Source organism: Leucobacter sp. GX0328, from assembly GCF_053567315.1.
Genome location: NZ_JBSGPC010000003.1, coordinates 144,965 through 168,946, shown reverse-complemented (window position 1 = coordinate 168,946; position 23,982 = coordinate 144,965). Strand labels below are relative to the sequence as shown.

The following is a 23,982-nucleotide window of genomic DNA, read 5'->3' as shown; positions in this document are numbered from 1 at the left end:
GCGGCGACCCCTGGACTCTCGAGCCGTTACTCGTTGCCGATCTGGCCGTCGATGTTCTTGCGGACGTCCTCGACCTGGTCGGCGAACTTGCCGCCGGTGACCTTGTTCGCGAGGTCAGCGGCGCCGCCGAGAATCTTGTCGCTGATGCCTTCAGCCTGCTCGCTCTTCAGCGCATCGTTGACCTTGTCCGCGTTGTCCCGCGCCAGGTCCGCGGCCTTCTTGCCCAGATCCTCAATACCCATGTTCTGCGTCCTTTCGAATGAATCGAGACTTGCCGAGCGGTACTGCGTGCTCACTGGTCATTATTCCGGTTCGACGGTGCAACCGGAAGAGCCGGTGCCGCTGACCGTAAAATGTTGACCATGCCTGCTCGCCCTTCTCGCGTCGTTCCGCTGCGCTACGACGACGGCTTCCGCGCCGCGATCACGATGCTCGTCTCGACGCCGCTGCCCTTCGCCGTGCTGCTCATCGCCGTGCTGCAGCGCGGCCTCGAAGGCGCGACGGCGCTCCCCTACGCCTTCGCGGCGATCTGCTTCATGTACTCCGGCTTCTCGGTCATGTACCTGATCTGGACCCACCGCGCCTTCACGCGCACCGATCCCGGCACAGTGAACCGTATCGCGGCGATCCAGCATCGCCGGGGCCCGAGCCGTCTCGCCCGCACCCTCGGGTTCGCGCGCGCCGAGGATTGGGCCGTGTTCGCCGCCAGCACGGCGCTCATCATCTCGATCGGCGCGACGACGGTGAGCGCCGGCACCCGCGGCATCTGGCTGCCCGCGCTCGTGCTCGTCACGGCCGCGACGGCCTGGGCGACGATGGTCTACGCCTTCGCCCTGCGCTACTTCCGTCTGCACGCGGGCGGAGAGGAGATCGTCTTCGACATCAGGGAGACGCCCGAGTTCATCGACTTCGTCTCCATGTCGGTGATGGTCTCATCGGTCGGGGCGCTCTCGGCGGGGTCGCCGCGCACTCGGGCGGGGCTCGCCGTGGTGCGCACGCACACCTTCATCGCCTTCGCCTTCAACGCGCTCGTCGTCGCGATGATCGTGTCGCTCGTGAGCGGCCTCGTCACGGCCGGTTAGGGCCGCGCCCGAAGCCCGGGCCGTGGTCCCGCCTGAAAGACGGCGCGTCAGCCGCGGATGCCGTGCAGCGCCGAGATCGCCGCGACCGCCGCATCGAACGGCCCCCGTGCCAGCACATGCCCCTCGCGCCGCATGCCCTCGTCCGAGATGCGCAGCACGCGCTCGGGCGAGAGGAAGCTCTCGCGCCCCTGCGGGTCCCAGCCGCCCGAACCGATCGGCACGAACCCCCGGTGCTGCTTCGTGCTCAGGTAGCAGCCGGCGGTCGTGTGCGCGTCGAGGCGCGCGATGATGAGCACGGGGCGATCCTTGCCCCGCCCATCGTTCTCGACGTACGGCACCCAGGTCCAGACGATCTCGCCCGGGTCGGGGTTGCCGTCGGGCGCCGGCGCGTAGCTCGGCTTCAGGCCGCGCACCGCCGCGGGATCGAGTTCGCGCGTCGCCGTGCCGCCCGACCGCCCGGGGCTGTCGAGCACTGCGGAGGCGCCGCTCGCTCCCGCGCCTGCCGCGACCGTCTGGGTGCGCAGCCGCGGCTTCGGACCGGACGACCTCGGAGCGGGCTGCGATGCGCTCTTCGTGCTGCGTCGCACCTCGCGCCGCGCCTCTTTCGCGAGACCCGCGACCAGCACCGACACGATCGAGCGGATGATGCCCTGCCCCTTGCCCATGCCTACTGCACTCCGTTCGCGGTGAGCGCGTTCAGGCGCGACATGCATCGCTGATACTTCTTGCGGTAGCCGCCCTCGAGCATGCCTCCGCCGAAGATGGAGGTGAGGGGCGTGCCGGTCGCATAGATCGGGATCTGCGCATCGTAGACGCGGTCGATGAACGCCACGAACCTGAGCGCCGCCGACTGGTCGGTGAGCTCGTGCACATCGCGCAGGCCGATCGCGCGCACGCCCGAGATGAGCCCGATGTAGCTCGAGGGATGCACTGTCGCCAGATGGGCGATGAGTTCGGAGAAGTCGTCGTCGGTCATGCGGTCGCCCGCGGCCGCCACATCCGCGAGCGCGAAGCGGTATGCGTCGTCGGAGAGCGCGACGGCCTCGCCCTCGATGTCGCGCTGGCGGTAGTCGACGCCGTCGATGCGCACGGTCGCGAATCGATCGGACATGGCCTGGATCTCGCGCATGAAGTCGGCCGCGGCGAAGCGGCCCTCGCCGAGGGCGTTCGGGGGCGTGTTCGAGGTCGCCACGAAGCGCGACCCCGATGCCGTGAGCTCGCCGATCAGACGGGTCATGAGCATCGTGTCGCCCGGGTCGTCGAGTTCGAACTCGTCGATGCAGATGAGCTTCGCGCCCTGCAGCACGCCCACGGCGCCGGTGTAGCCGAGCGCGCCGACGAGCGCCGTGAACTGGATGAAGGTGCCGAAGTATTTGCGCCCGGGCGTCGCGTGCCACGTCGCGGCCAGCAGGTGGGTCTTGCCGACGCCGAATCCGCCGTCGAGGTAGATGCCCGGCTTGTCCGTACCGACTGCGGGAGTCTCGGCCTGCTGCTTCCTGCGCCCGAAGCCGAAGAGCCCGCCGCGCGGAGCGGCCGGTGCCGGCTTGCCGAACGCGCGCAGCAGATCGCGGGCCTCGGCCTGCGACGGGTACTGCGGGTCGGGCCGGTACGAATCGAACGAGGCGTGGTCGAACTGCGGCGGCGGCACCAGCGAGGCGACGAGGTCGGCGCCCGAGATGCTGGGCCTCCGATCGACGAGTCGCGACGAGCTGTGCTGCTGGGCTGGGAGCGCTGTGGGTGCGGTGTTGTCTGCGGGCATCAGCGCTATTCTAGCCGCGCCACGCCGGTCTCGAGAGGGATCGCGCGAAGGCCTCGGTCACCCGCTCCCAGGCCTCCGGCTCGGTATTCCACAGCTTGACGTGCTCTCCGGTCGGCTGCAGGCGCACCTGCACGGTGTCGGGCCGCAGCCGCGCGAGCTCGAGCGCGGGGCCGCTCGGCACGAAGGTGTCGTGCTCGCCGGCGTGGATGAGCACGGGAACCGCGAGCTCACGGGCGAACGTCGCCGGCGCGAGGGTCTCGAAAGCCAGGCCCCCGGGTTCGCCTCCGCGCACGTAGCCGCGACCGAGCAGCCCGATGCCGATGTCGGCGAAGGGGCCGGGCATGCGCTTGCCGCCGGCCTGATGGCGCAGGAGCGCGGGCCAGTCGACCGCGGGCGAGTCGAGGATCAGCCCGTCGATCGCCTCGCGGTGCCCGCCCCGCGTCGCCGCGACCAGGCAGGCAGTGCCGCCCATCGACCAGCCGAAGAGCGTGACGCGCTCGCCGCGGCGCGCGAGCGCCTCCGCGATGGCGGCGTCGACGTCGCGGCTCTCGGAGAGGCCCATGCCGTAGCGGCCGTTCTCGCCGGCGGGGGCTCCGGCGTCGTTGCGGTAGCTGATCACGAGGCTCGTGATACCGGCGCGCGCGAGCGGGGCGACACCGCGCAGCGTCTCCTCGGGCCGCGCGCCGCGACCGTGCACGTGCACCGCCCAGCGCTTCTTCCGGGCGACGCGGGGGTGCACGATCCAGGCCTCGGCTGCGCCGAGCTCGGTCTCGTAGGTGATGCGCTCGGTGCGGAAGCCGAGCTCCTCCGGCGAGGTGTACCACCACCCGGTGATGCGACCGCGCGCGCCCGGGCGCAGCTGCCCGCGATCGACGGCGAGCACCGGCCGCGCGACCGAACCGCCGGAGCGCTGGACGATGTCGCCGAGTCGGGCGTGCCCCGATCCCTGGTCGAAGAGCAGCGAATAGCGGCCCGGCAGCGCGACGTCGTCGCCGTGCAGCCATACGAGCGCGCTGCCCTCGCCCCGCTCGACGCGCTCGACCAGCACGGGCTCCTGCGTCCGCTCCGCCGGTGTCACGGCCATCCGCGCGAGCAGGGTGCCGAGCGCCACTGCTCCGACCGCGCCGAGCGCGACCACGGCGGCGGCTCCCCCGGCCGCGCCGAGCGCGGCCGCGCCAGAGATTCGTTTCGCCACCATCGACCTCCCCGATATCGCCTTTCACCGGCGAGCCTACCGGCCGCACCACACAGCAAACTCTAATGTCCGTGGTGTGAGGGACACCACGGCGGGAGCACCCGCGGAATTCACCGAAGCCGTCGAGCAGATCCGCGGCGCGCGGTTGCGCAGCGAATTGAGCGTCCGCGAGATCCCTGCCCCCGAACGCATCGCCCCGCACTCGTTCGCACTGGCCGCGGGCATCGCGAACGGCAGCGATGGCGACGACGACGCCATCGACTCGCCCTTCGGGGCCGGGCGCTTCGTGCTCATGCACGACCCCGCGTCGGCCGACGAATGGGGCGGCCCGTTCCGCATCGTCTGCTTCGCGCAGGCGCCGCTCGAGATGGAGATCGGCGTCGATCCCTTCATCACCGAGGTCACCCGCTCCTGGCTGACCGATGCGCTCGACACCCGCGTCGCCGACTATGATGCTCTCTCGGGCACCGTCACGAAGACGCTGTCGAGCGGCTTCGGCTCGCTCGCGGCGCGCGGCGATGCCGCCCAGATCGAATTGCGCGCATCCTGGACCCCGCACGGACCCGGCTTCGACGCGCATGCGGCCGCATGGTCGGAGCTGCTCTGCATGCTCGCTGGCCTGCCCGCGGAGGGCGTAGACTCGCTCGCCGCGCGCCGCGCACGCAATCCCCTCGCAGGAGCCTGACCCGACATGATTGACCAGACGGACCTCGACACTTCGTGGACGATGATCGAAGACGACGAGGGTCTGCGCCGCGCCGCCGATCGGCTCTCGGCCGGCACGGGACCGATCGGGATCGATGCGGAGCGCGCCTCCGGCTTCACGTACGGCTCCGAGGCCTATCTGGTGCAGGCCTACCGCCGCGGCGGCGGGGAGGCGATGCTCTTCGACCCGACAGGGATCACCGACTTCGCTCCGCTCGCCGAAGCGCTGGCGGGCGAGGAATGGGTGCTGCACGCAGCCAGCCAGGACATCCCGTGCCTGGATCAGCTCGGCCTGCACCCGGACCGTCTGTTCGACACCGAGCTCGCCGCCCGCCTGCTCGGGTTCGAACGCGTCGGGCTCGGCTCGATCGTGGAGTCCCTCCTCGGGGTGCACCTCGAGAAGGCGCATTCGGCGGCGGACTGGTCGCGCCGGCCGCTCCCGGAGTCCTGGCTCGAATACGCCGCGCTCGACGTGACGCTGCTGCCCGATCTGCGCGATGCGGTGCATGCGGAGCTCGTCTCGCAGCAGAAGCTCGATTTCGCGGAGCAGGAGTTCGCCGCGGTGATGAACCGGCCGGCGAAGCCGCCGCGCTCGGAGCCGTGGCGCAAGGTCTCCGGCAGCAGCAAGCTCCGCACTCCCCGACAGGCCGCGATGGTGCGGGAGCTCTGGACGGCCCGCGATGAGCTCGCCCGCGTACGCGATGTCGCCCCGGGGCGGCTCATTCCCGACTCCTCGATCGTCGCCGCCGTCACGGCGAATCCGCGCTCGGCCGACGATCTCGCGCGCCTGCCGAATTTCAAGGGCCGTGCGAGCCGTTCGGAGCTCTCGCGCTGGTGGCGCGCGATCCTGCGCGGGAAGACCACGAGCGAACTGCCCGGCCCGCCCGCGAAGGACCCGGATGCGATTCCGCACCATCGGGGCTGGTCGCAGCGCTACCCCGAGGCCGCGGCGCGCCTCGCCGATGCCCGCGCGGTCGTGGAGGCGGAGGCCGAACGCCAGCGCATGCCGGTGGAGAATCTGCTGACCCCCGACACACTGCGCCGTCTCGTCTGGCGACCGCCGTTGCCCGCCACGACCGCTACAGTTGCACTCCGTCTCACGGAGCTCGGCGCCCGGGAATGGCAGGTTGCGCTTACTGCACCAATCCTCGCGCCCGTTTTTGTAGAGAATAACTAAACGCGTCACGGCGACTGGGGCGCAGTCCCAACGATTTCTTGCAGAGCTACCGTCGCCTGAGACTGAGTCCCTATGATGGGGGCAACGCACGTTCGAAGTCGATGGAGGCGCAGTGGTCGCAATGAGAGAAGTCGTGTTCGTAGACGGGGTTCGCACTCCGTTCGGTCGCGCCGGCGAAAAAGGCATGTACGCCGGCACCCGTTCCGATGATCTAGCCGTGAAGGCGCTGCAGGGGCTCATCGAGCGCAACCCTGCGCTGCCGGTCGAGCAGATCGACGACGTGGGCGTCGCGGCGACCACGCAGCAGGGCGATCAGGGTCTGACACTCGGTCGCACCGTATCGATGCTCGCGGGGCTCCCCGTCACCGTTCCGGGGTTCGCGCTCGATCGCATGTGCGCCGGCGCGATGACCGTCGCCTCGTTCATGGGCGCCGCGATCGGTTCGGGGCAGTACGACCTCGCGATCGCCGGCGGCGTCGAGCACATGGGCCGGCACCCGATCGGCCTCGACGCCGACCCGAACCCCCGCTTCGTCGCGGAGAAGCTCGTCAGCGCGGACGCCCTCAACATGGGCGTCACCGCCGAGCGCCTGCACGACCGGTTCCCGCAGCTCACGAAGGAGCGCGCCGACCGCTTCGGCATGCTCAGCCAGCACAAGGTGCAGGCCGCCTATGACCGCGGAGACATCCAGCACGACCTCATCCCGGTCGCGACCCGCTCCGCCGCCGGCTGGGGTCTCGCCACCGAAGACGAGGGCCGTCGCCCCCAGACCACCATGGAGGGCCTCGCCGGGCTGAAGACCCCCTTCCGCCCCCACGGCCGGGTCACCGCGGGCAACGCGTCGCCCCTCACCGATGGCGCGACGATGTCGATCCTGGCCGGCGCCGACACCGCGGCCGAGCTCGGTCTCGAGGCGAAGATGAAGCTCGTCTCGTTCGGCTACGCCGGCGTGCAGCCCGAGGTGATGGGCCTCGGCCCGGTCCCCTCGACCGAGAAGGCGCTGGAGCGCGCCGGTCTCGATATCTCGGATATCGGGCTGTTCGAACTCAACGAGGCCTTCGCCGTGCAGGTGCTCTCGTTCACCGACCACTTCGGCATCGCCGACGACGACCCCCGGGTGAACCCGTGGGGCGGCGCGATCGCCATCGGCCACCCGCTGGCCGCCACCGGCGTCCGGCTCATGATCCAGCTCGCACGCCAGTTCGCCGAGCGCCCCGACGTGCAGTACGGGGTGACCGCCATGTGCGTCGGCCTCGGCCAGGGCGGCACCATGATCTGGGAGAACCCCCACTTCGACGGCAAGAAGCGCAGGAAGTAGAGCCATGACCGATTACAGCACCATCGATTTCTCGCCGCTGATCGCAGCATCCGCCGACGAGGTCATCACCGAATCGTACGTCCGCGACGTCGCGCTCCCCTCGGGTGGAGTGCTCGCGCTCATCACGCTCGACAACGGACGCGACCACACCCGCCCGAACACACTCGGTCCCCGTACGCTCGAGGCGCTCTCCAACATCCTCGACGCCCAGGCGGCGCGCGCGGCAGCGGGCGAGATCGCCGCGGTCGGCATCACGGGCAAGCCCTTCATCTTCGCCGCCGGCGCCGATCTCTCGAAGGTGTCGACGCTCGCGACCGAGCAGAACGCTCGTCTCATGGCGCAGTACGGGCACTACGTGCTCGGCAAGCTCGGGAGGCTCGGGGTCCCGTCGTTCGCCTTCGTGAACGGCCTCGCCCTCGGCGGCGCCATGGAGATCGCGCTGCACTGCACCTACCGCACCCTCGATTCGTCGGCCGCAGCGCTCGCCTTCCCCGAGGTCTTCCTCGGCATCATCCCGGGCTGGGGCGGCGCGACGATCGTGCCGAACCTCATCGGCATCGAGAAGGCGCTCGAGATCATCGTCTCGAATCCGTTGAAGAACAACCGCATGCTCAAGCCGCAGCAGGCCTACGAGCTCGGACTGTTCGACGCGCTCTTCGGCTCGGCCTCGTACCTCGAGCAGTCGATCGCGTGGGCCGACGGCGTGCTCGCAGGCAGCATCACGGTCGAACGGAGGCACGTGCCGGGCAAGCTGGAGCGCCTCACCAAGTGGCCGGCGGCGATCAAGATCGCCCGCGACCAGCTCAAGGCCCGCATCGGTACCGCTGCGAAATCGCCGTACGTCGCCCTCGACCTGCTCGCAGCGGCGAAGGACGGCGACATCGAACGCGGCTTCGAGCGCGAGGACGAGGCGCTCGCGCAGCTCATTCCGGGCGAGCAGTTCGCCGCCTCCATCTACGCGTTCGATCTCGTGCAGAAGCGCGCCAAGCGACCCGCCGGCGCTCCCGACAAGGCCCTCGCGAAGAAGGTCGAGAAGGTCGGCGTCATCGGGGCCGGCCTCATGGCCAGCCAGTTCGCCCTGCTCTTCGCGCGCAAGCTGCGGGTGCCGGTGCTCATCACCGACCTCGATCAGGCGCGCGTCGACAAGGGCCTCGACTACATCCGCGGCGAGATCGACAAGATGCAGGAGAAGGGCCGCCTCTCGGCAGATGATGCCAACCAGGTGCGCGAGCTCATCAGCGGCACGACCGACAAGGCCCTCTACGCCGACTGCGATTGGGTGATCGAGGCGGTGTTCGAGGAGACCGCGGTGAAGCAGCAGGTCTTCGCCGAGATCGAACCGATCATCTCGGAGAGCGCGATCATCGCGACCAACACCTCCTCGCTCTCGGTCGAGGAGATCGGCGCGAAGCTGCAGCACCCGGAGCGTCTCGTCGGGTTCCACTTCTTCAACCCGGTCGCCATCATGCCGCTCATCGAGGTCGTCAGGACCCCGACGACCGACGACGCGTCGCTCGCGACGGCGATGCAGGTCGCACGGAAGCTCGGCAAGAGCGCCGTCATCACGGCGGACCGCCCCGGATTCGTCGTGAACCGTCTGCTCGCGAAGTTCATGGGCGAGGCCGCGCGCGCGCTCGACGAGGGCACGCCGCTGCCGGTGGTCGAACGCGCCTTCGCTCCCATCGGCTTGCCGATGGGCCCGTTCGAGCTCATCGACCTCGTCGGGTGGAAGGTCGCCGCGCACGTGCAGGACACGATGGTGCGCCACTTCCCCGAGCGCTTCTACGCCTCCGAGAATCTGCACCGGCTCGCAGAAGTCGACGGCCCGCTCTCGAAGAACAAGATCGGCAAGGTCGAGGAGCTGTCGAAGACCGGCCGCAAGGCGATCACCGTCGGCAGCACGCCCTCCACGGAAGCGGAGATCCTGCGCCGTGCCGAGGACACGATGGCAGAGGAGATCCGCATCATGCTCGACGAGGGCGTGGTCGCGGCCGCGGAGGACATCGACCTCTGCATGATCCTCGGAGCCGGCTGGCCGTTCCAGGCCGGCGGCGTCACTCCGTACCTCGATCGCGTCGGCGCCAGCGAACGCGCCACGGGCCGCGCCTTCCACGACCCGAGGATCGCCGGCGCGAAGTAGCCCCTCGATCGCACAGCGATGCCCCGCGCGCCATCACCGGCGCACGGGGCATCGCTGGTTCTGCGCCTATGGCCGCGGTCGTGCGGACGCGCTGCGGCGCCTCATCGTGATCGCAGCGCCCGCGGCGATCAACGCCACCGCAGCAGCTGCGAGGACTCCGGGCGCTGCGGCGCCCGTCATCGCCAGCCCGCCGCCGTTCGCCGCAGTGGCGCCGCCACCCGCACTCGACGCTCCGGCGCCGGCAGCCCCGCCTGCGGCGGCCGCATCCGCGCCGTTCGCCGTGCCTCCGCCGGAGGCGGTCGCGCCCGACTCCGCACCATTCGCATCGGCGTCCGCTCCCACTTCGGCGTCGGCATCCGCCCCGGTGCCGTCGGCGTCGGCACCGTTCGCATCGGCACCGCCCTCGCCCGGATCGGTCGGCTCCGAGGTCGGGAGTGCGATATCGATGCTCTTGATCTCGGTCGGCTGCGCCTCGGCGTCGAAGCCGTAGACGGTCGCGCGCAGGCGATCCTCGTAGAGCGCTACGCGCATCCCCGCCGGATCCGCACCGCCGACCCCGGCCTCGCCCCAGTCGCCGCTGGGGCCGTACTGAGTGGTCACCGCAGCGGTGTTGATGATCGTCGGCGCCTGCTCGGTCGTGGGCACGAAGCGCTGCTCCACGCTCCAGTCGTTGAGCTCCGGGTTCCAATGCGTGTGCGACGACATCACGGTCACGTTCGGGTTGCCCGCGAGCAGGCGCTCGATCCGCTCCTGGTCATCGCCGAACTCGCGCTTGTAGAGATTCGCGTACGACCCCGAAACCGAGTTCTCGAATACGTGGTGAACGCTCAGCAGCACCGGCGTGTTCGTCTCCCGGTAGTGGTCGAGTCGGTCGCGCAGCCAGTTGTACTGCTCGTCCCAGATCTCCACGAACGGCCCCGAGCCTCCGTGGTACTCGTGGCTCTCGCTGCCGATCCACAGCACCGGCAGCCTGCCGTCGACGACGGTCTCGCCCCACAGCCCCCGGTTCGGGGAGCCGGATCCTGCGACGCCGAGGTCGCGCATGCCGGTGCGGTCGAGGAATCGCTCGATATAGGCCGCGGCACCGTCGTAACCATAGAACTCGTGGTTGCCGATCGTCGAGATGCGCGTGCCGTAGTCGGGGCCGCCGCCCGCGTCGTAGGCGTTGAAATAGGCATCGTACTGAGCCGGGGTGCCGTTGCTCGTCAGGTCGCCGTTCGAGATGAGCACGTCGGCACGGCCGCCGGGAAGGTTGCGGAAGCCCGGCAGCACCTGGTTCTGCAGTTTGCCGTTCGCGCCCTGCACGTCGCTGAAGACGTCGACGATGGCCTCGGGCGCTGCCCCGTCGGCGAGCGGCGCGAGCGGACGCACGAACTTCACGTCGTCGATCATCCATGACCCTGCCGCAGCCGGCGCCGCGTAGTCGAAGACGACCCGTGCGGTCGTAGCGCCCTCGGGCACGGTGAAGGAGAGGCGCGGCTGTGCCGATTCCTCTTCGTCGGTCATACGGCGCAGCTCGATCGCTTCTCCTTCGTCGAACTCGACGGTGACGGTGCCGATGTGCTCGCCGCCGCCGCGCACGCGGAAGTGGCTGTCGAAGCGCAGCTCGAGGTCATCCCCCTCGGTCACGGCGGCCGGCGCAGAGGCGAGAGTGCCGTCGAATGCCCCGGCAGCGGTCTCGGCGACCGCGATCTCGCCCGAAGCGCGAGTGAAGGTGTGCCGCCGATCGAGCCCGTATGCGTCGACCGCTTCTGCCCGCGTCATGAACTCCCAGGCGCCGTCGACCGCCCACCCCTCTGCGGTGCCGTCGAAACCGTCCCACCACAGTTGCGGTTCGGTGGTGTTCGCGGCCTCGCCCGGGTCGTTCAGCACGGTCACGGTGAGCGATGTCGGTTCGATGCCCTCGCCCGTGAGGGTCAACGGCAATGTCGCGGGCACCTGGTCGGCGGGGATCGCGACGTCGAAGGCGACCGTGCCGTCGGCCGCAGCCGCCGGCACGCCCGGCACCTCGACCGTCGCTTCGCCCTCACCGAGCCGCGCCACGACCTGCTGTCCCGCGCGCAGACCGCCGAGCGACACGGAGGTGGTCGCCCCCGGGGCGACCACGGGTTTGCGCGGCGAGGTGATCTCGGGGGTCACGACGGCCGGGGCCGATTCCGCGATCTCGACGTTGTCGATCATCCAGAACCAGTTGTTGCTGCTCTGCAGATACGACCAGCCGAACTGAGCCGTCGTCGCGCCCGCAGGCACGTCGACGGTGTAGTGGGCGCTCTCGTTCAGGCGATGGCTATCGAAGTTCGCGACCGGCTGCGCTTCTGCTGCGTCGAAGCGCACGACGAGCTTCGCGTTCTGCGGCGCCTGCCCCTGCTTGTAGTGGCTGGCGAACCTCACGGAGACCGCGTCGGCCCCGTCGAGCGCGTATTCCGGCGCCCAGAGCGTCGAGTCGAAGACGCCCGACTCCGGCCGATTCGTGTCGGAGTGGACGACGGCCGCGATCCCTTCGGCCAGATCGAAGGCGCTCCGGTCGCCTCCGCCGCCGAACTCGTCGATGACCTCATCGGTGGTGTGGAAAGTCCATCCTGCCCAGCCGGCCCGCATTCCGGTGGTGTTCGCGCTCTCGACGGTCCACCCGTCGGGTGCTGCGGCGGGCCCGGCTGCCGTACTGAAATCTTGCGAATACGGCGCTGCGGCCTGCGCGGGGGCCGCGAGGCCCGGTGCCATGGTGAGACCGCCGATGAGCACCGCGAGGGCGCCTCCGGCGAGCAGGCGACCGGCGCGATGGTCGGCGCGTCGACTCGAACAGTGAGACATAGGGGGTGTGCACTCCTTCTGATCAGGGGGGTTCATGCGGGTTGTCTGGGAATCGAGTCTGCACGGCGGCAGCGAAGCACCCCGGATCGTGCGACCCGGGGTGCACCTGCGACGGGCTACTGCAGTCTCTTGCGGATCCAGGCGGATGCCAGATCCACCGCGACGATCACGATCAGGATGATGATCAGGTACGTGAGCATCTCGTCGAACTGGAACGTCTTGATCGACTTGTTGATGAGCAGCCCGATGCCGCCGGCGCCCACGAGGCCGAGCACGAGCGACGAGCGCACATTCACGTCGAAGCGGTACAGGAGCAGGCCGGTGAGCTGCGGCAGCACGCTCGGGATCGTCGCGTTCGCGACGACCTGCCAGCGCGACGCGCCCGCGGTGCGCAGCGCCTGCTCGGGGCCGGGGTCGATATCCTCCATCGCCTCCGACCAGAGCTTGCCCATGACGCCCGTATTGTGGCAGATCAGGGCGAGCACGCCCGCGAAGGGGCCCAGGCCGACCGCGGTCACGAAGATCAGGGCGAACACGATGTCGGGCACCGCGCGGAAGAACGACAGGATCGCGCGGGCGATCTGGTAGACGAAGGTGTTCGGGGCCGTCGTGCGCGCGCCGAACACGGCGAGCAGCAGAGCGGTCGGGATCGACACGGTCGTACCGAGCAGACCGACCCAGAGGGTGGTCAGGGCGCCTGAGACGCCCTTGACGAGCACCTCGGAACTGAGATCGGGCGGGAAGGCCTCGGCGAGGAAGTTCGCCATTCCGTTCGCCCCGGACACGAGCTTCGCGGGATGGAACTCGGTCGCTCCGAAGGCGAGCAGGTGCAGCACGACGAGCACGCCGATGATGACGGCCCAGGAGCCCGCGCGATAGGGAACGCGGGGGTCGCGGGGCACCGCTATGCGGTGCTTCGAGGGCTCGGCGCCCGGCGCGGGCGCGTCCGCGCGGCCGGTGTGCCGGCCGGCGCCGTCGGTGCGGGAGATCGTGTCGGTCATGGTCGGCTCCTCAGAGGTAGAGCGACGCCAGCTCGACGTCATCGAGTTCGGTGGTGGGCGCATCGAAGACGAGGCTGCCGCCGCGCAGTCCGATGATGCGGTGCGAGTACGCACGCGCGAGCTGCGGCTGGTGCAGCACCGCCGCGACACCGAGCCCCTCGTTCACCGCGAGGTCGTAGAGCAGCCGCATCACGTCGTCTGCGGCTTTCGGGTCGAGCGCCGAGACGGGCTCGTCCGCGAGGATCATGCGGGGGCGCTGGCAAAGGGCGCGCGCGATCGCGACGCGCTGCTGCTGCCCGCCCGATAGGCTGCCGGCGCGATCGTGCGCCCGGTCGGCGAGACCGACCCGTTCGAGGCAGGCCATGGCCTCCTCCTTCAGCTCACGGCCGAAGAGCGGAGGGACGGAGCGCCAGGCGGGCAGGCGGGAGAAGCCGCCCGCGCACACGTTCTGCAGTACCGTGCGGCGCTGCACCAGATGGATCTTCTGGAAGACGGTGGCGGCGCTGCGGCGGGCCTCGGCCCGGCGCCCGGCGCTCGCCTCGTTGAGGCGGACCCCGGCGATCGTGATGTCGCCGGAATCCGCCTCGATGAGGCCGTTCACCGCGCGCAGCGTCGTCGACTTCCCGGAGCCGTTGGCCCCGAGGAACGCGACGACCTCGCCCGCGTGCACACGCATGCTCATGTCCCGGAGCACGACGCGGTCGCCGAAGCTCTTGGAGATGGCTCGGACGTCGAGCAGCACTTCGCCCTCGGCCTCGCCGGCCCGATCCGCTGCGGGATCGGTGTGCGCGGTGACGATGCTCATCAGACGTCTTCCTCGCTGAGACCCATGGTCTGCGCGAGATCGAACAGCGGCTGGTAGGTCGAGTTGTCGACCTCGATGAGCGGGCCGGCGGGGTCGACGCCGAGGAACGCGCCGACCTTCTCGACGTCGGCGGTGTCGAGGCTCAGCAGCGCCTCCTTCACGGCGTCCTGGAACTCCTGCGGCATGTTGCCGCGCACGGTCACCGGGTCGTTCGGAATCTCCTCCGACTTCCAGATCTGGCGGAACTTCGCCTGATCGAAGGTTCCTTCGGCGGTCGCCGTCGCGAGCGTCTGCGAGTTGATCTGCGCGGCGTCGACGGTGCCGTTCACGAGCGCCAGCAGCGCCTCGGGGTGGCCGCCCGCGTAGTCCGCCGTGACCTCGTCGGTGATCCCTGCGTCTTCGAGTGCGGAAGCGGGCAGCGCATCGCCCGAGGTCGAGCCCGGGCTGCCGAGCGCGAGGGTGTGGCCCGCGAGGTCGTCGATGGTCTGGATCTTCGAATCGGCCGGCACCCAGATGCCGCCGGTGTAGGTCGTCGGCTTGCCCTCGGCATCGCCGAAGGAGACGAGGGCCGTGGCGTCGGCGCGCTCGTTCGCGAAAACGAAACCGAGCGGGCCGAACTGGGCGATCTCGAGCTGGTCGTTCTCCATCGCGAGCACCTCGGCGGCGTAATCCTCGGTGATCGTCACCTCGACCGGGCAGTCGAGCTTCTCGGAGAGCGCTTCGGCGAGCACCCGGTATGCGGGCTCGAGGGCTTCGGGATCCTCGTAGGGCAGGATGCCGAAGCGGATCTTGCCGTCCGGGCAGGTGATCGCGTCCCCACCGGAGGCGGCGGAGGCGGACTCCTCCCCGGTGCCCGAGCAGGCTGTCAGGCCGAGCCCGAGCAGAGCGACCGCCGAGGCGGCCAGCACGATGTTCTTCTTCACGATTCTCCTTGGTTGTGTTGTTGTGAGAAGGTCTTCAGAGAGAGTTCCGGGCGCCTACAGCGCGGCGATCGTGCGCGCGCCGAGCGCGAGCCCGACCGTCATGCCGACGCCGGTGGTGATACTGACGACGCTCACCCCGGGCATGGGCTGCGCGCGGAGGATGTCCTGCCGGCCGCTCGTCGCGTAGAGTCCCTGCCAGCGCTCGAGCACTTCGAGGCGCGCCGTTCCGAGCAGCGCGGCGATCTCGTCGATCAGTATCCGCGACCAGCGCTCGTCCATGAACGGCGGCGCCGTGTCGTGCACAGCGTGCGAATCGCCGACGAGCAGCGTGCCGTCGGCCTGCTGCGTGAGCATGACGTTCGCGTCGATCTCGAGCAGTTCGGGTCGATCGCGTGCGATCTCGGCCCGCAGCGCATCGGCCGCGGGGCCGGCGAAGGCGCCGTAGCGCAGCATCGACGTGCCCGTCAGCACTGCGGGGCCGAGCCCCATCGGGTGCGGCGCGCGCACGCGCGCCATCTGCAGAGCGCACTGGCGCACCTCTGCGTCGTCGGCGAGGTCGGCGAACAGCTCTCCGACGAGATGTCCCGCGGCGACCACGATGTGATCGGCCGCGAAGCGCCCGCGATTGGTGTCGACGGCCCCTGTCTCGATGCCGCGCACGTTCGCCCCGAAGCGCACCTCGCCCCGCTCGTGGGCGTGCACCCATGCGGCGAGGCGCGCGACGACCGTGCGCGGGTTCGCCGTGAGGTCTGCGGGCAGCATCGCCCCGACGAAGATCGGCGCGGCCTGCGTCGAATCCAGCCCGAGCAGTTCGGCCGTCTCGGCGATCGAGACGAGGCGGGCGCCCTCGGGGGCCCGCTCGTCGATGAGTTCGTGCAGCACCGCTTCTTCGGCGTGCGATCGGGCGACCGCGAGCGTGCCTGACCTGCGGGCTTCGACTCCCGCGCGCTCGACGAGCGAGCGCCAGATCGGCAACGCCTCCTGTGCGAGCTCGGCGAGCTCGCCGCTCTGGACCGATGCGCCCACGTGGCCGAAGTTGCGGATGCTCGCGAGCGATGCGGCGGCGTCGCGTTCGAGCACGGTCACACGGTAACCGGCATCGAGCGCGGCCACGGCGTGGGCCAGGCCGATGATGCCGGCGCCGACGACGACGATGCGCGGTGCATGGGGAGAAGAGGTCATGCTTCGATCCTGCGGTCCGAAAAGTAGTCAGTACAACTTTCTCGAGCACTGTTCGTCGACCGTTCACCGGAGTCACCGAACGCACGTACTTCTTCAGAGATCGTTCACCTGGCGGCCATGAGAACAACTCTCGAGTAATCAAGACAACTTATAGGCTGTGGCCATGAACGAGAACTCGCCGCTGCATGCGCAGCTGTATGCCGAGATGGTGCGCCGCATCCGCACCGGCGTGTGGCAGCCCGGGCAGAAGGTGCCGAGCGAGAAGTCGCTCGTCGCCGAGTTCGGCACCTCGCGCGGCCCCGTGCGCCAGGCGCTCGCCGCCCTGCGCGCGGAGGGGATGATCATCGGCGGCCGCGGGGCGCCCCCGCGGGTGCAGCGCACGACGCCGACGCAGTCGTTCGACACCTTCCTCTCGTTCACGGAGTGGGCCCGGGAGCTCGGGTTCGTGCCCGGCCAGCGCGTCATCGAGGTGAGTCGCAGGCCCGCGACCGAGACCGTCGCGCAAGAGCTCCAGATCGCACCCGACTCCCCCGTGGTCGAGATTCTGCGCGTACGCCTGCTCGACGAGAAGCCCGCCATGCTCGAACGCTCGATGATGCCCTTCGAGATCGGCCGGCACCTGCTCACGGCGAACCTCGACGGCAACAGCATCTACCACGTGCTCCGCAGCGTCGGCATCGTCCCCGTGCGCGCCCGGCACGTCATCAGCGCCATCTCGGCCCACCCGCTCGAGATCGAACAGCTGGGCGTCGCACCCGGGTCGCCGCTGCTGCGCGTGCGGCGCCTCGCCTACAGCGACCTCGGCACCGTGATCGAGACCGCCGATGACCGCTATCTGCCGACGATGGCGTCGTTCGTCATCGAGAACAGCGCCGAGCACTCGGCGAGCAGCTTCAAGCGCGACAGCACGTCGCCCGAGGCGAGCACCCCGTTCCCACCCCAACCGGTCGGCTCCCCCGACCACGACCTCGTACAGGAGCACGCATGATCTCCCTCGCCGTATTCGACATGGCCGGCACCACCATCGACGACGGAGGCGCCGTCTACGAAGCCCTGCGGCGCGCGGTCGAGGAGACCGGAGTCTCCGTGGCCGATGAGGATCTGCAGACGTGGATGGGCGCCGAGAAGCGCGCCGCCATCACCGCGCTCATCGAGCTCGGAGGCGGCGAGCCGGCGCAGCCCGCGCATCGGGTCGACGATGCGTTCGCCCGTTTCCGCGAGATCCTCGCCGAGCTCTACACCGCGACCCCGCCCATGCCGATCGCCGGAGTGCCCGAGGCGATCGCGGCGCTGCAGCAGCAGGGAGTCAAGGTGGCGCTCACCACCGGGTTCTCGCGCGACATCGCCGAGCCGATCCTGCGCAGCCTCGGATGGGCGGTCGCGGGCGAGCCCGAAGCCGCCGCCGCGAATCTGGTCGTCGATGCGCTGAGCTGCGGCGACGAGGTCGCGCAGGGGCGCCCCGCGCCGTTCATGATCCACCGGGTCATGGAGCGCACGGGCGTCATCGACACCGGCGCGGTGCTCGTCGCCGGCGACACGGTCGTCGACGTGCAGGCCGGCGCGAACTCGGGCGCCGCGATCACGATCGGCGTGCTCTCGGGCAAACTCGGAAGCGACGCCTTCACGGGCCAGCCGCACACGACGCTGCTCGGCTCGGTCGCGGAGATTCCGGCCTATCTCGGTTCGCCGGCGTAGCGCCGGCACCCCGCTAATCGTCGAGCAGGGCGGCGGCGAACATCGGGCGGGCCGCATCCGCGCTCGGCGGATGGAAGAGCGACGCCGTAGCATCGCGCATCAGCCGGCTCGCCTCGTGGGAGTTGCTGTAGCCCGCGCCTCCCGCGCAGGCCAGCGCGGTCTCGGCGCATGCGCGGGCGACGCGGCCGGCGTGCAGGCGCGCGCTCACGAGGCGCAGCGGCCAGCCGGCTCCGTGGTCGACGAGCTCGTCGAGGTCTCGCGAATAGCTGTCGAGCTGCGCGGGCACCGGAAGGTAGTCGAAGTGCGCATCGGCCAGGCGGGTTCGATGCTCGGGCACGTCGGCGAGGGTCGTCCCGGCCTTCTCCGAACGCCGACGGTGCAGCCCCTCCGCCGCGATATCGAGGGCGCGCGCGGCGACGCCCGCGTACACGGAGCCGACGAGCAGCTGGAAATTGCTCGTGATCGCGAAGACCAGCAGATCGGGGTGGCGGCCGGGCGGCAGGCGGCGCACGACCCGATCGGCGCGCAGGCGGGCCTCCTCGAGCACGGTCGCCCGGCTGTGCGAGGCGCGCATGCCGAGCACGTCCCACTCGCCCGCGGTCGAGATGCCGTTCCCGGAGCCTTCCGCACCCTGAGGCCCCTCGCCGGAGACGCCGTCGCGCTCGAGGAAGCCGTAGACGAGCTGCGGCTCGTCGCCGTTCGAGACATCGAGGCCGTGCACGATGAGGCGCGTCCACACGGGCGACAGCGAGGTGAAGATCTTGACGCCGGAGAGCAGGTAGTCGCCGTTCGGCTGCGGCACGGCGGCCGTGCCCGATCCCTGCAGCACCCAGTCGTTGCCGGGCTCGCTGATGCCGAAGGCGAAGACTTCGCCGGCCATCGCCTCGGTGAAGACCCGTTCGAGCGACCGGTCGCCGCGCAGGTGCAGGGTGCGGGCGACGCCGACGCACAGCAGATGCATGTTGATCGCGAGCGCCGTGGCCGGGGCCGCGCCCGCGAGCCGCTGCTGGAGCCGCTGCACCTGATTCAGCGTCAGGCCCGGCCCGCCGAAATCTTCGGGCACGAGGGTCGTCAGATAGCCGTGCTCGCGCAGCTCGGCCAGATCGGCATCGAAGAAGGCGTTCTCGCGGTCGCTGGCCGCGGCGCGATCGCGCAGGCGCTCGAGCAGTTCGTCGGGCAGGTAGCGGGCCGCGATCTCGGCGTGCAGTGCTTCGCGGTCGGTCATGGGTGCTCCTTCGTCGGTGCGGGCCGGGGGTGCGTCTCGGGCGAGTCCATCGGTGCGGTCGGGCCGGCCTCGAGCGGCGTTCTCAGCAGCACGGCGCCGTTGTGCCCGCCGAAGCCGAACGAGGTCGACAGTACGGCGCGCAGACGCGCGGGCCGCGCAGCGCCCGAGACGAAGTCCCAGCCCGCGAACTCGGGGTCGTCGAGATTCAACGTCGGCGGCACGATGCCATCGCGCATCGACATCACGGCGAGGATCGCCTCGACGATGCCCGCCGCGCCCAGCAGATGACCGGTGCTCGACTTCGTCGCCGTGATCGGCACCCGGCGCGCACGGTCTCCGAGGGCGGTTTCGAGCGCGCGCAGCTCGACCGGGTCGCCGGCGGGAGTGCCGGTGCCGTGCGCGTTGATGTGGTCGATGTCGGCAGGGACCGCTCCGGCATCGGCGAGGCATGCGCCGACCGCTTCGGCCGCACCGCGGCCGTCAGGATGCGGCGCGGTCGCGTGGAAGGCATCGCTCGACGCCCCGAAACCGGCGAGCTCGGCGAGAGCGGTCGCGCCGCGCCGACGGGCGCTCTCTGCCGATTCGACGATGACGGCCGCCGCGCCCTGGGACATCACGAACCCGGCGCGTGCGCGGTCGAAGGGGCGGCTGGCCGCGGTCGGTTCGCTCTCGTACCCGGCTGCCAGGGATCGCAGGTTCGCGTTCGCCGAGAGGTTGATCTCGTTCAGGCAGTCCTCCATGCCGACGACGATGACGGCATCGACGTAGCCGTGCCGCACCCGTCTGAGCGCCTCGCCGAGTGCGATGGCGCCGCTCGCGCAGGTCGCGGAGACGGCCTGGGCCGGTCCGTGCACGCCGTACCGCTGGCTCATCAGGGCCGCTGCGGCATCGGGTGCCCCGTAGACGGAGAGGCTCAGCGGCACGGCCCGGGAGCCGCGCTCATCGAACGCGCGGGTCGCGCGCTGCTGGGCGTCGACCGGGCCGGATCCGCTCGCGACGATCACGGAGGTGCGATGCGCGGGCCACGGCAGCGGCTGTCCGTTCGAGGCGGCGTCCGGGCGTGCGACGCCGGCCTGCGCGAGCGCCTCGTCGGCGGCGGCGATCGCCCAGTGCTGCACGGGGCTCAGGCGGCGCGCGAGCGCGGCGGGCAGCACCCGCTCGACATCGAAGCCGCGCACCCGGCCGCCGATGCGCACCGGGAGCTGTGCGAACTCGGGCCCGTCGAGTACGTCGATCGCGCTTCGGCCGTCGCGTACCGCACGCCAGAGCGATCGCACGTCGAGACCGCTCGGAACGATGGCCCCGAGACCTGTGATGACCGCCCGCCCGGAAGTCACAGCCGCACCGCTTCTCCGGATCCGACGGCGGCGGCGGTCTCGCTGCGACGGATCTTGCCGCCGACCGTGCGCGGCAGCCGATCCATGCGGTACCAGCGCGTCGGCACGAACTGCGGGGCGAGCCGCTCCGATGCGAGGCGCTTCAGCCGCGATTTGTCGAGCGCGGCGCCCCCAGCGTTGTCGCTGTTCGACGCGCCATCGGCGGCTGCCTCGACGACCAGCGCGATCACGGTGCCGAGCCGCGGGTGCGGCAGTGCGACCGCGCATACCGCGGCGATGCCCGTCGCCCCGTCGAAGGCGCGCTCGACCTCGGGGAGCGCGACCTTGTGCCCGCCGGTGATGGCGATATCGCCCTCGCGGCCGAGCAGCTGCAGTCGGCCGCCGACGAGGCGCGCCTGGTCGCCGACGCTCGCCCAGCCGTCGGGGCCGCGCAGCACGGCATCGGTCGTGCCCGCGACGTAGCCGTCCGAGCAGGCGGCCGCGCGCGCCCAGAGCGTTCCGGGTTCACCTTCGGGCACCTCGGCGCCCGCATCGTCGCGCACGCTGACGCCGATCGTCGGGTAGACGTCGAGCAGCGTGCCGTCGCCACCGCGGCTGTCTCCGATGAAGCCGATCTCGGCAGCGCCGTAGTAGCTGATGAGCCGCACCTGCGGCAGCGCCTCGGCGAGGCCGTCGCGCAACGATGCGGGCAGGTTCGCGCCGCCGGTGACGACGAGCCCGAGGGTCGCGAGACGTGCGGGGTCGCGACGCGCGGCATCGATCAGGGCCTGCACCACGGCCGGCACCGCGACCAGGCGGGTGATGCGCTCCTCGGCGACCCGGCGCGCCATCTCGACGGCGGAGAAGCCGTCGCCGAGGTGCGCGGAGCCGCCGGTCGCAAGGCACTCGATGAGCGCGTAGAGCGTGAGGCTGTACGACAGCGGCCCGGGCGCGAGCGTCGCGACCCCGGGGAGGGGTTCGAGATGGGCGCTCGATACCGCCACGTTCTCGCGGTACTGCTGCCGCGTCTTCACGAAGGCTTTGGGATCGCTCGTCGTGCCGGACGAGAAGAGCAGCAGGAACGCTTCCGCGCCGTCGCGCACCGCGGGGGCGGGCGCCGGCACGAGATCGGCGCCGTGCTCGAGGGCGATGAAGTCGGCGAGGCCGATAACCGTGCCCGTCCAACCGCGCGATCCGAGCTCGCGCGCGAGCGCGCGATCGTCGCTGATGAGCAGGCCGATGCCCGTGACGAGCACGACACGGGCGCGATGCGCGAGCGGCCAGTGCGGATCCATCGTCGCGGAGACGGCGCGGTATCCGCCGAGCCCGGCGACGATGCGGGCCGCATGGTAGGCCGACTCGACGCTCACAGCGGTGATCGGAATGCCTCCGGTCTCGGCCGCCGGCCGCGGCGCCGAGCGCTGCGCTCGGTGCAGCCGGTCCACGACCGCGAACATGCGGCGCGAATCCTCGACCAGCTCCGCGTAGCTCAGACTCGGAGCTTCCGTCGCCTCTGCACCGCTGCCGACGATCGCGAGCTGTTCGGGGTCGGCGGCGGCCGTAGCGAGCACCGCAGATGTGAACGGCATGTCACTCCGAATCGTGTTGATGGATCGGGTCGATTATATCGTTTCGGGCTCGTGATCGGTCGGTCGGGCGACGGGGATGCGGGTGCCCCGCACCTGCTCCCCCACTTGCTGGGCGATGAGCTCCGCGGTGAGCCCGGCGTCCTCGAGCAGCTCCTCGCGCGTCGCGTGATCGGGGAACTCGTCGGGCGCCCCGAGCTCGCGTACCGCCGTGTCCACCCCGGCATCGCGCAGCGCCTGCCTGATCCGGGTGCCGATACCGCCCACGCGGATGCCGTCTTCGATGCTGATGAGCAACCGGTGCCCCCGCGCGGCATCGGTCACCGATCGAGCAACCGGCACCACCCAGCGCGGGTCGACGACGGTCGAGGTGATGCCCTGCGCCTCGAGCATGGCGGCGGCATCGAGCGCGATCTGCGCCATGGGGCCGACCGTCACGAAGAGCACATCGGCCTGAGGCAGGGCCGCGGCATCCTGCCCGGAAGCCTCGTGCAGCACGTCGACGCCATCGGCGGTGCGCCGCAGTGCGGGTATCTCGGCTCCGATCGCGCCCTTCGGGTAGCGGATCACAGTCGGGGCGTCGTCGACGGACACCGCCTCCGCGAGCTGTTCGCGCAGCGACGCCGCGTCGCGGGGCGCGGCGATGCGGATGCCGGGCACGACCTGCAGCGTCGCGAGATCCCAGACGCCGTTGTGGCTCGGCCCGTCGGGCCCCGTGATGCCCGCCCGGTCGAGCACGAACGTGACCCCCGCGCGGTGCAGCGCGACATCCATCAGCAGCTGGTCGAACGCCCGGTTCATGAAGGTCGCGTAGATCGCGACGACGGGATGCAGGCCGCCGTAGGCGAGGCCCGCGGCGCTGGTCACCGCATGCTGCTCCGCGATGCCGACATCGAACACGCGCTCGGGAAAGCGCTCGGCGAGGCCGTCGAGGCCGGTCGGGGCGAGCATCGCGGCGGTGATGCCGACGATGCGCTCGTCTCTCTCGGCGAGCTCCACGAGGCGTGCGCGGAAGACGCCCGTCCAGCCGAGCACCGACGGTGCCTGGACGGGGCGGCCGCTGCCGGGGTCGATCTTGCCGATGGCGTGGAACTGATCGGCGATGTCGTTCTCGGCGGGTGCGTACCCGCGCCCCTTCTCGGTGATGACGTGCACGAGCGTCGGGCGCACGTATCCCTTCGCCTGGCGCAGCGCGTGCTCGACGGCTTCGAGGTCGTGGCCGTCGATCGGACCGATGTATTTGATGTCGAGGTTCGAGTAGAGATCCTGGTTGCCCGATGCCCGGCTGACGAACCCGCGCATCGCGCCGCGGGTCGCCCGGTAGACGGTGCGACCGGGGGCGCCGAATGCGGAGAAGAGCTTCTCGCTGCCCTCCTGCAGGTCGCGGTACCCCGACGAGACGCGCACACTGTTCAGGAAGCGCGCCATGCCCCCGATCGTCGGCGCGTACGAGCGCCCGTTGTCGTTGACGACGATGACGAGGTTGCGATCGTTGTCGTCGGTGATGTTGTTGAGCGCCTCCCACGTCATCCCGCCCGTGAGCGCACCGTCGCCGACCACGGCGACCACGTGCCGGTCGCGCTGCGCCGGGTCGCTCTGGGCGCGACGCGCGAACGCCCGGGAGATGCCGTCGGCCCAGCTCAGCGAACTCGAGGCGTGCGAACTCTCGACGATGTCGTGCTCGGATTCCGAACGCTGGGGGTAGCCGGCGAGGCCGCCGCGCTGCCGCAAACCCGAGAAGTCGCGTCGCCCCGTCAGGATCTTGTGCACGTAGCTCTGGTGGCCGGTGTCGAACACGATCGGATCCCTGGGCGAATCGAACACGCGGTGCAGCGCGATCGTCAGCTCCACTACTCCGAGGTTCGGCCCCAGATGCCCGCCCGTTTTCGCGACCTCGGCGATGAGGAACTCGCGGATCTCCGCGGCCAGCTGCGCGCACTCCTCGACGCTGAGCGCATCGAGGTCCCGGGGCTGCTCGATTCTCTCCAGGATCGTCACGCAGGCACCTCGATTCTCGGCCCGGCCGGTCTGCCCGGGCATCTCTCCATACTAGTGAGACGAC

The 23,982-nt window shown here is 70.5% G+C and carries 20 protein-coding genes; 7 read left to right on the top strand and 13 right to left on the bottom strand.

Going from position 1 to position 23,982, the window contains the following annotated elements; translation table 11 throughout:
* Positions 1 to 26 precede the first annotated feature (26 nt).
* Positions 27 to 296: an antitoxin gene (locus ACUYTF_RS11860; protein ID WP_434143436.1), complete on the bottom strand. Its 270-nt coding sequence runs from the start codon at positions 294 to 296 to the stop codon at positions 27 to 29.
* Between the two features lie 66 nt (positions 297 to 362).
* Between ACUYTF_RS11860 and ACUYTF_RS11855 the strand changes: the two genes are divergently transcribed.
* On the top strand, positions 363 to 1,082 hold the full coding sequence (locus ACUYTF_RS11855; RefSeq protein WP_434143435.1) for a DUF1345 domain-containing protein: 720 nt from the start codon (positions 363 to 365) through the stop codon (positions 1,080 to 1,082).
* A gap of 47 nt (positions 1,083 to 1,129) precedes the next feature.
* On the opposite strand, the gene ACUYTF_RS11850 is transcribed toward ACUYTF_RS11855, so the two are convergent.
* From ACUYTF_RS11850 to ACUYTF_RS11840, 3 genes are read right to left on the bottom strand one after another with little or no spacing between them, the layout of a single operon-like run.
* Positions 1,130 to 1,747 (bottom strand): type II toxin-antitoxin system PemK/MazF family toxin, encoded by a 618-nt coding sequence (locus ACUYTF_RS11850; RefSeq protein WP_434143433.1) that lies wholly within the window; start codon positions 1,745 to 1,747, stop codon positions 1,130 to 1,132.
* 2 nt (positions 1,748 to 1,749) lie between these two features.
* On the bottom strand, positions 1,750 to 2,841 hold the full coding sequence (gene zapE, locus ACUYTF_RS11845) for a cell division protein ZapE (protein WP_434143431.1): 1,092 nt from the start codon (positions 2,839 to 2,841) through the stop codon (positions 1,750 to 1,752).
* Between the two features lie 10 nt (positions 2,842 to 2,851).
* On the bottom strand, positions 2,852 to 4,039 hold the full coding sequence (locus ACUYTF_RS11840; RefSeq protein ID WP_449279851.1) for an alpha/beta hydrolase family protein: 1,188 nt from the start codon (positions 4,037 to 4,039) through the stop codon (positions 2,852 to 2,854).
* Between the two features lie 73 nt (positions 4,040 to 4,112).
* On the opposite strand from ACUYTF_RS11840, the gene ACUYTF_RS11835 reads away from it, so the two are divergent.
* The 4 genes from ACUYTF_RS11835 to ACUYTF_RS11820 all read left to right on the top strand — a co-directional run bounded on the left by ACUYTF_RS11835 (position 4,113) and on the right by ACUYTF_RS11820 (position 9,376).
* Positions 4,113 to 4,721: a DUF3000 domain-containing protein gene (locus ACUYTF_RS11835; RefSeq protein ID WP_434143427.1), complete on the top strand. Its 609-nt coding sequence runs from the start codon at positions 4,113 to 4,115 to the stop codon at positions 4,719 to 4,721.
* Between the two features lie 6 nt (positions 4,722 to 4,727).
* Positions 4,728 to 5,918, top strand: coding sequence for an HRDC domain-containing protein (locus tag ACUYTF_RS11830; RefSeq protein WP_434143425.1), 1,191 nt, complete (start codon positions 4,728 to 4,730; stop codon positions 5,916 to 5,918).
* 121 nt (positions 5,919 to 6,039) lie between these two features.
* Positions 6,040 to 7,236 carry an acetyl-CoA C-acyltransferase gene (locus tag ACUYTF_RS11825; RefSeq protein WP_434143623.1) on the top strand — a complete coding sequence of 399 codons (1,197 nt, stop codon included), beginning with the start codon at positions 6,040 to 6,042 and terminating at the stop codon, positions 7,234 to 7,236.
* Between the two features lie 4 nt (positions 7,237 to 7,240).
* Complete coding sequence (locus tag ACUYTF_RS11820) at positions 7,241 to 9,376, top strand: 3-hydroxyacyl-CoA dehydrogenase NAD-binding domain-containing protein (RefSeq protein ID WP_434143423.1); 2,136 nt, start codon at positions 7,241 to 7,243, stop codon at positions 9,374 to 9,376.
* 66 nt (positions 9,377 to 9,442) lie between these two features.
* Here ACUYTF_RS11820 and ACUYTF_RS11815 read toward each other — a convergent pair whose 3' ends face one another.
* The 5 genes from ACUYTF_RS11815 to ACUYTF_RS11795 all read right to left on the bottom strand — a co-directional run bounded on the left by ACUYTF_RS11815 (position 9,443) and on the right by ACUYTF_RS11795 (position 16,098).
* Positions 9,443 to 12,187 (bottom strand): metallophosphoesterase family protein, encoded by a 2,745-nt coding sequence (locus ACUYTF_RS11815; RefSeq protein ID WP_449279850.1) that lies wholly within the window; start codon positions 12,185 to 12,187, stop codon positions 9,443 to 9,445.
* Positions 12,188 to 12,303: 116 nt separating this feature from the next.
* Positions 12,304 to 13,188: a phosphonate ABC transporter, permease protein PhnE gene (phnE, locus tag ACUYTF_RS11810; protein WP_434143419.1), complete on the bottom strand. Its 885-nt coding sequence runs from the start codon at positions 13,186 to 13,188 to the stop codon at positions 12,304 to 12,306.
* A gap of 10 nt (positions 13,189 to 13,198) precedes the next feature.
* Positions 13,199 to 13,993 (bottom strand): ATP-binding cassette domain-containing protein, encoded by a 795-nt coding sequence (locus ACUYTF_RS11805; protein ID WP_434143417.1) that lies wholly within the window; start codon positions 13,991 to 13,993, stop codon positions 13,199 to 13,201.
* Positions 13,993 to 14,916: a phosphate/phosphite/phosphonate ABC transporter substrate-binding protein gene (locus ACUYTF_RS11800; RefSeq protein ID WP_434143415.1), complete on the bottom strand. Its 924-nt coding sequence runs from the start codon at positions 14,914 to 14,916 to the stop codon at positions 13,993 to 13,995. Before ACUYTF_RS11800 ends, ACUYTF_RS11805 begins: the two co-directional genes overlap by 1 nt.
* A 54-nt stretch (positions 14,917 to 14,970) precedes the next feature.
* Complete coding sequence (locus tag ACUYTF_RS11795) at positions 14,971 to 16,098, bottom strand: TIGR03364 family FAD-dependent oxidoreductase (RefSeq protein ID WP_434143413.1); 1,128 nt, start codon at positions 16,096 to 16,098, stop codon at positions 14,971 to 14,973.
* A 163-nt stretch (positions 16,099 to 16,261) separates the two neighbouring features.
* Between ACUYTF_RS11795 and ACUYTF_RS11790 the strand changes: the two genes are divergently transcribed.
* Positions 16,262 to 17,086 carry a UTRA domain-containing protein gene (locus ACUYTF_RS11790; protein WP_434143411.1) on the top strand — a complete coding sequence of 275 codons (825 nt, stop codon included), beginning with the start codon at positions 16,262 to 16,264 and terminating at the stop codon, positions 17,084 to 17,086.
* Positions 17,083 to 17,793, top strand: coding sequence for a phosphonatase-like hydrolase (locus ACUYTF_RS11785; protein ID WP_449279849.1), 711 nt, complete (start codon positions 17,083 to 17,085; stop codon positions 17,791 to 17,793). The genes ACUYTF_RS11790 and ACUYTF_RS11785 overlap by 4 nt, the downstream gene beginning before the upstream one ends.
* A gap of 13 nt (positions 17,794 to 17,806) precedes the next feature.
* Here the strand turns inward: ACUYTF_RS11785 and ACUYTF_RS11780 are convergent, their stop codons facing one another.
* From ACUYTF_RS11780 to dxs, 4 genes are read right to left on the bottom strand one after another with little or no spacing between them, the layout of a single operon-like run.
* Positions 17,807 to 19,018: an acyl-CoA dehydrogenase family protein gene (locus ACUYTF_RS11780; protein ID WP_434143408.1), complete on the bottom strand. Its 1,212-nt coding sequence runs from the start codon at positions 19,016 to 19,018 to the stop codon at positions 17,807 to 17,809.
* Positions 19,015 to 20,355: a beta-ketoacyl-ACP synthase II gene (locus ACUYTF_RS11775; RefSeq protein WP_434143406.1), complete on the bottom strand. Its 1,341-nt coding sequence runs from the start codon at positions 20,353 to 20,355 to the stop codon at positions 19,015 to 19,017. The genes ACUYTF_RS11780 and ACUYTF_RS11775 overlap by 4 nt, the downstream gene beginning before the upstream one ends.
* Complete coding sequence (locus ACUYTF_RS11770) at positions 20,352 to 21,923, bottom strand: AMP-binding protein (RefSeq protein WP_434143404.1); 1,572 nt, start codon at positions 21,921 to 21,923, stop codon at positions 20,352 to 20,354. The genes ACUYTF_RS11775 and ACUYTF_RS11770 overlap by 4 nt, the downstream gene beginning before the upstream one ends.
* 33 nt (positions 21,924 to 21,956) lie before the next feature.
* On the bottom strand, positions 21,957 to 23,918 hold the full coding sequence (dxs, locus tag ACUYTF_RS11765; protein ID WP_434143402.1) for a 1-deoxy-D-xylulose-5-phosphate synthase: 1,962 nt from the start codon (positions 23,916 to 23,918) through the stop codon (positions 21,957 to 21,959).
* Between the last annotated feature and the right edge of the window lie 64 nt (positions 23,919 to 23,982).

Coding starts and splice junctions, on each gene's coding strand:
- ACUYTF_RS11855 (WP_434143435.1), top strand. CDS start 363: ATGCCTGCTCGCCCTTCTCGCGTCGTTCCGCTGCGCTACGACGACGGC.
- ACUYTF_RS11850 (WP_434143433.1), bottom strand. CDS start 1,747: ATGGGCAAGGGGCAGGGCATCATCCGCTCGATCGTGTCGGTGCTGGTC.
- zapE (WP_434143431.1), bottom strand. CDS start 2,841: ATGCCCGCAGACAACACCGCACCCACAGCGCTCCCAGCCCAGCAGCAC.
- ACUYTF_RS11840 (WP_449279851.1), bottom strand. CDS start 4,039: ATGGTGGCGAAACGAATCTCTGGCGCGGCCGCGCTCGGCGCGGCCGGG.
- ACUYTF_RS11830 (WP_434143425.1), top strand. CDS start 4,728: ATGATTGACCAGACGGACCTCGACACTTCGTGGACGATGATCGAAGAC.
- ACUYTF_RS11825 (WP_434143623.1), top strand. CDS start 6,040: ATGAGAGAAGTCGTGTTCGTAGACGGGGTTCGCACTCCGTTCGGTCGC.
- ACUYTF_RS11820 (WP_434143423.1), top strand. CDS start 7,241: ATGACCGATTACAGCACCATCGATTTCTCGCCGCTGATCGCAGCATCC.
- ACUYTF_RS11815 (WP_449279850.1), bottom strand. CDS start 12,187: ATGTCTCACTGTTCGAGTCGACGCGCCGACCATCGCGCCGGTCGCCTG.
- phnE (WP_434143419.1), bottom strand. CDS start 13,188: ATGACCGACACGATCTCCCGCACCGACGGCGCCGGCCGGCACACCGGC.
- ACUYTF_RS11805 (WP_434143417.1), bottom strand. CDS start 13,993: ATGAGCATCGTCACCGCGCACACCGATCCCGCAGCGGATCGGGCCGGC.
- ACUYTF_RS11795 (WP_434143413.1), bottom strand. CDS start 16,098: ATGACCTCTTCTCCCCATGCACCGCGCATCGTCGTCGTCGGCGCCGGC.
- ACUYTF_RS11790 (WP_434143411.1), top strand. CDS start 16,262: ATGAACGAGAACTCGCCGCTGCATGCGCAGCTGTATGCCGAGATGGTG.
- ACUYTF_RS11785 (WP_449279849.1), top strand. CDS start 17,083: ATGATCTCCCTCGCCGTATTCGACATGGCCGGCACCACCATCGACGAC.
- ACUYTF_RS11780 (WP_434143408.1), bottom strand. CDS start 19,018: ATGACCGACCGCGAAGCACTGCACGCCGAGATCGCGGCCCGCTACCTG.
- ACUYTF_RS11770 (WP_434143404.1), bottom strand. CDS start 21,923: ATGCCGTTCACATCTGCGGTGCTCGCTACGGCCGCCGCCGACCCCGAA.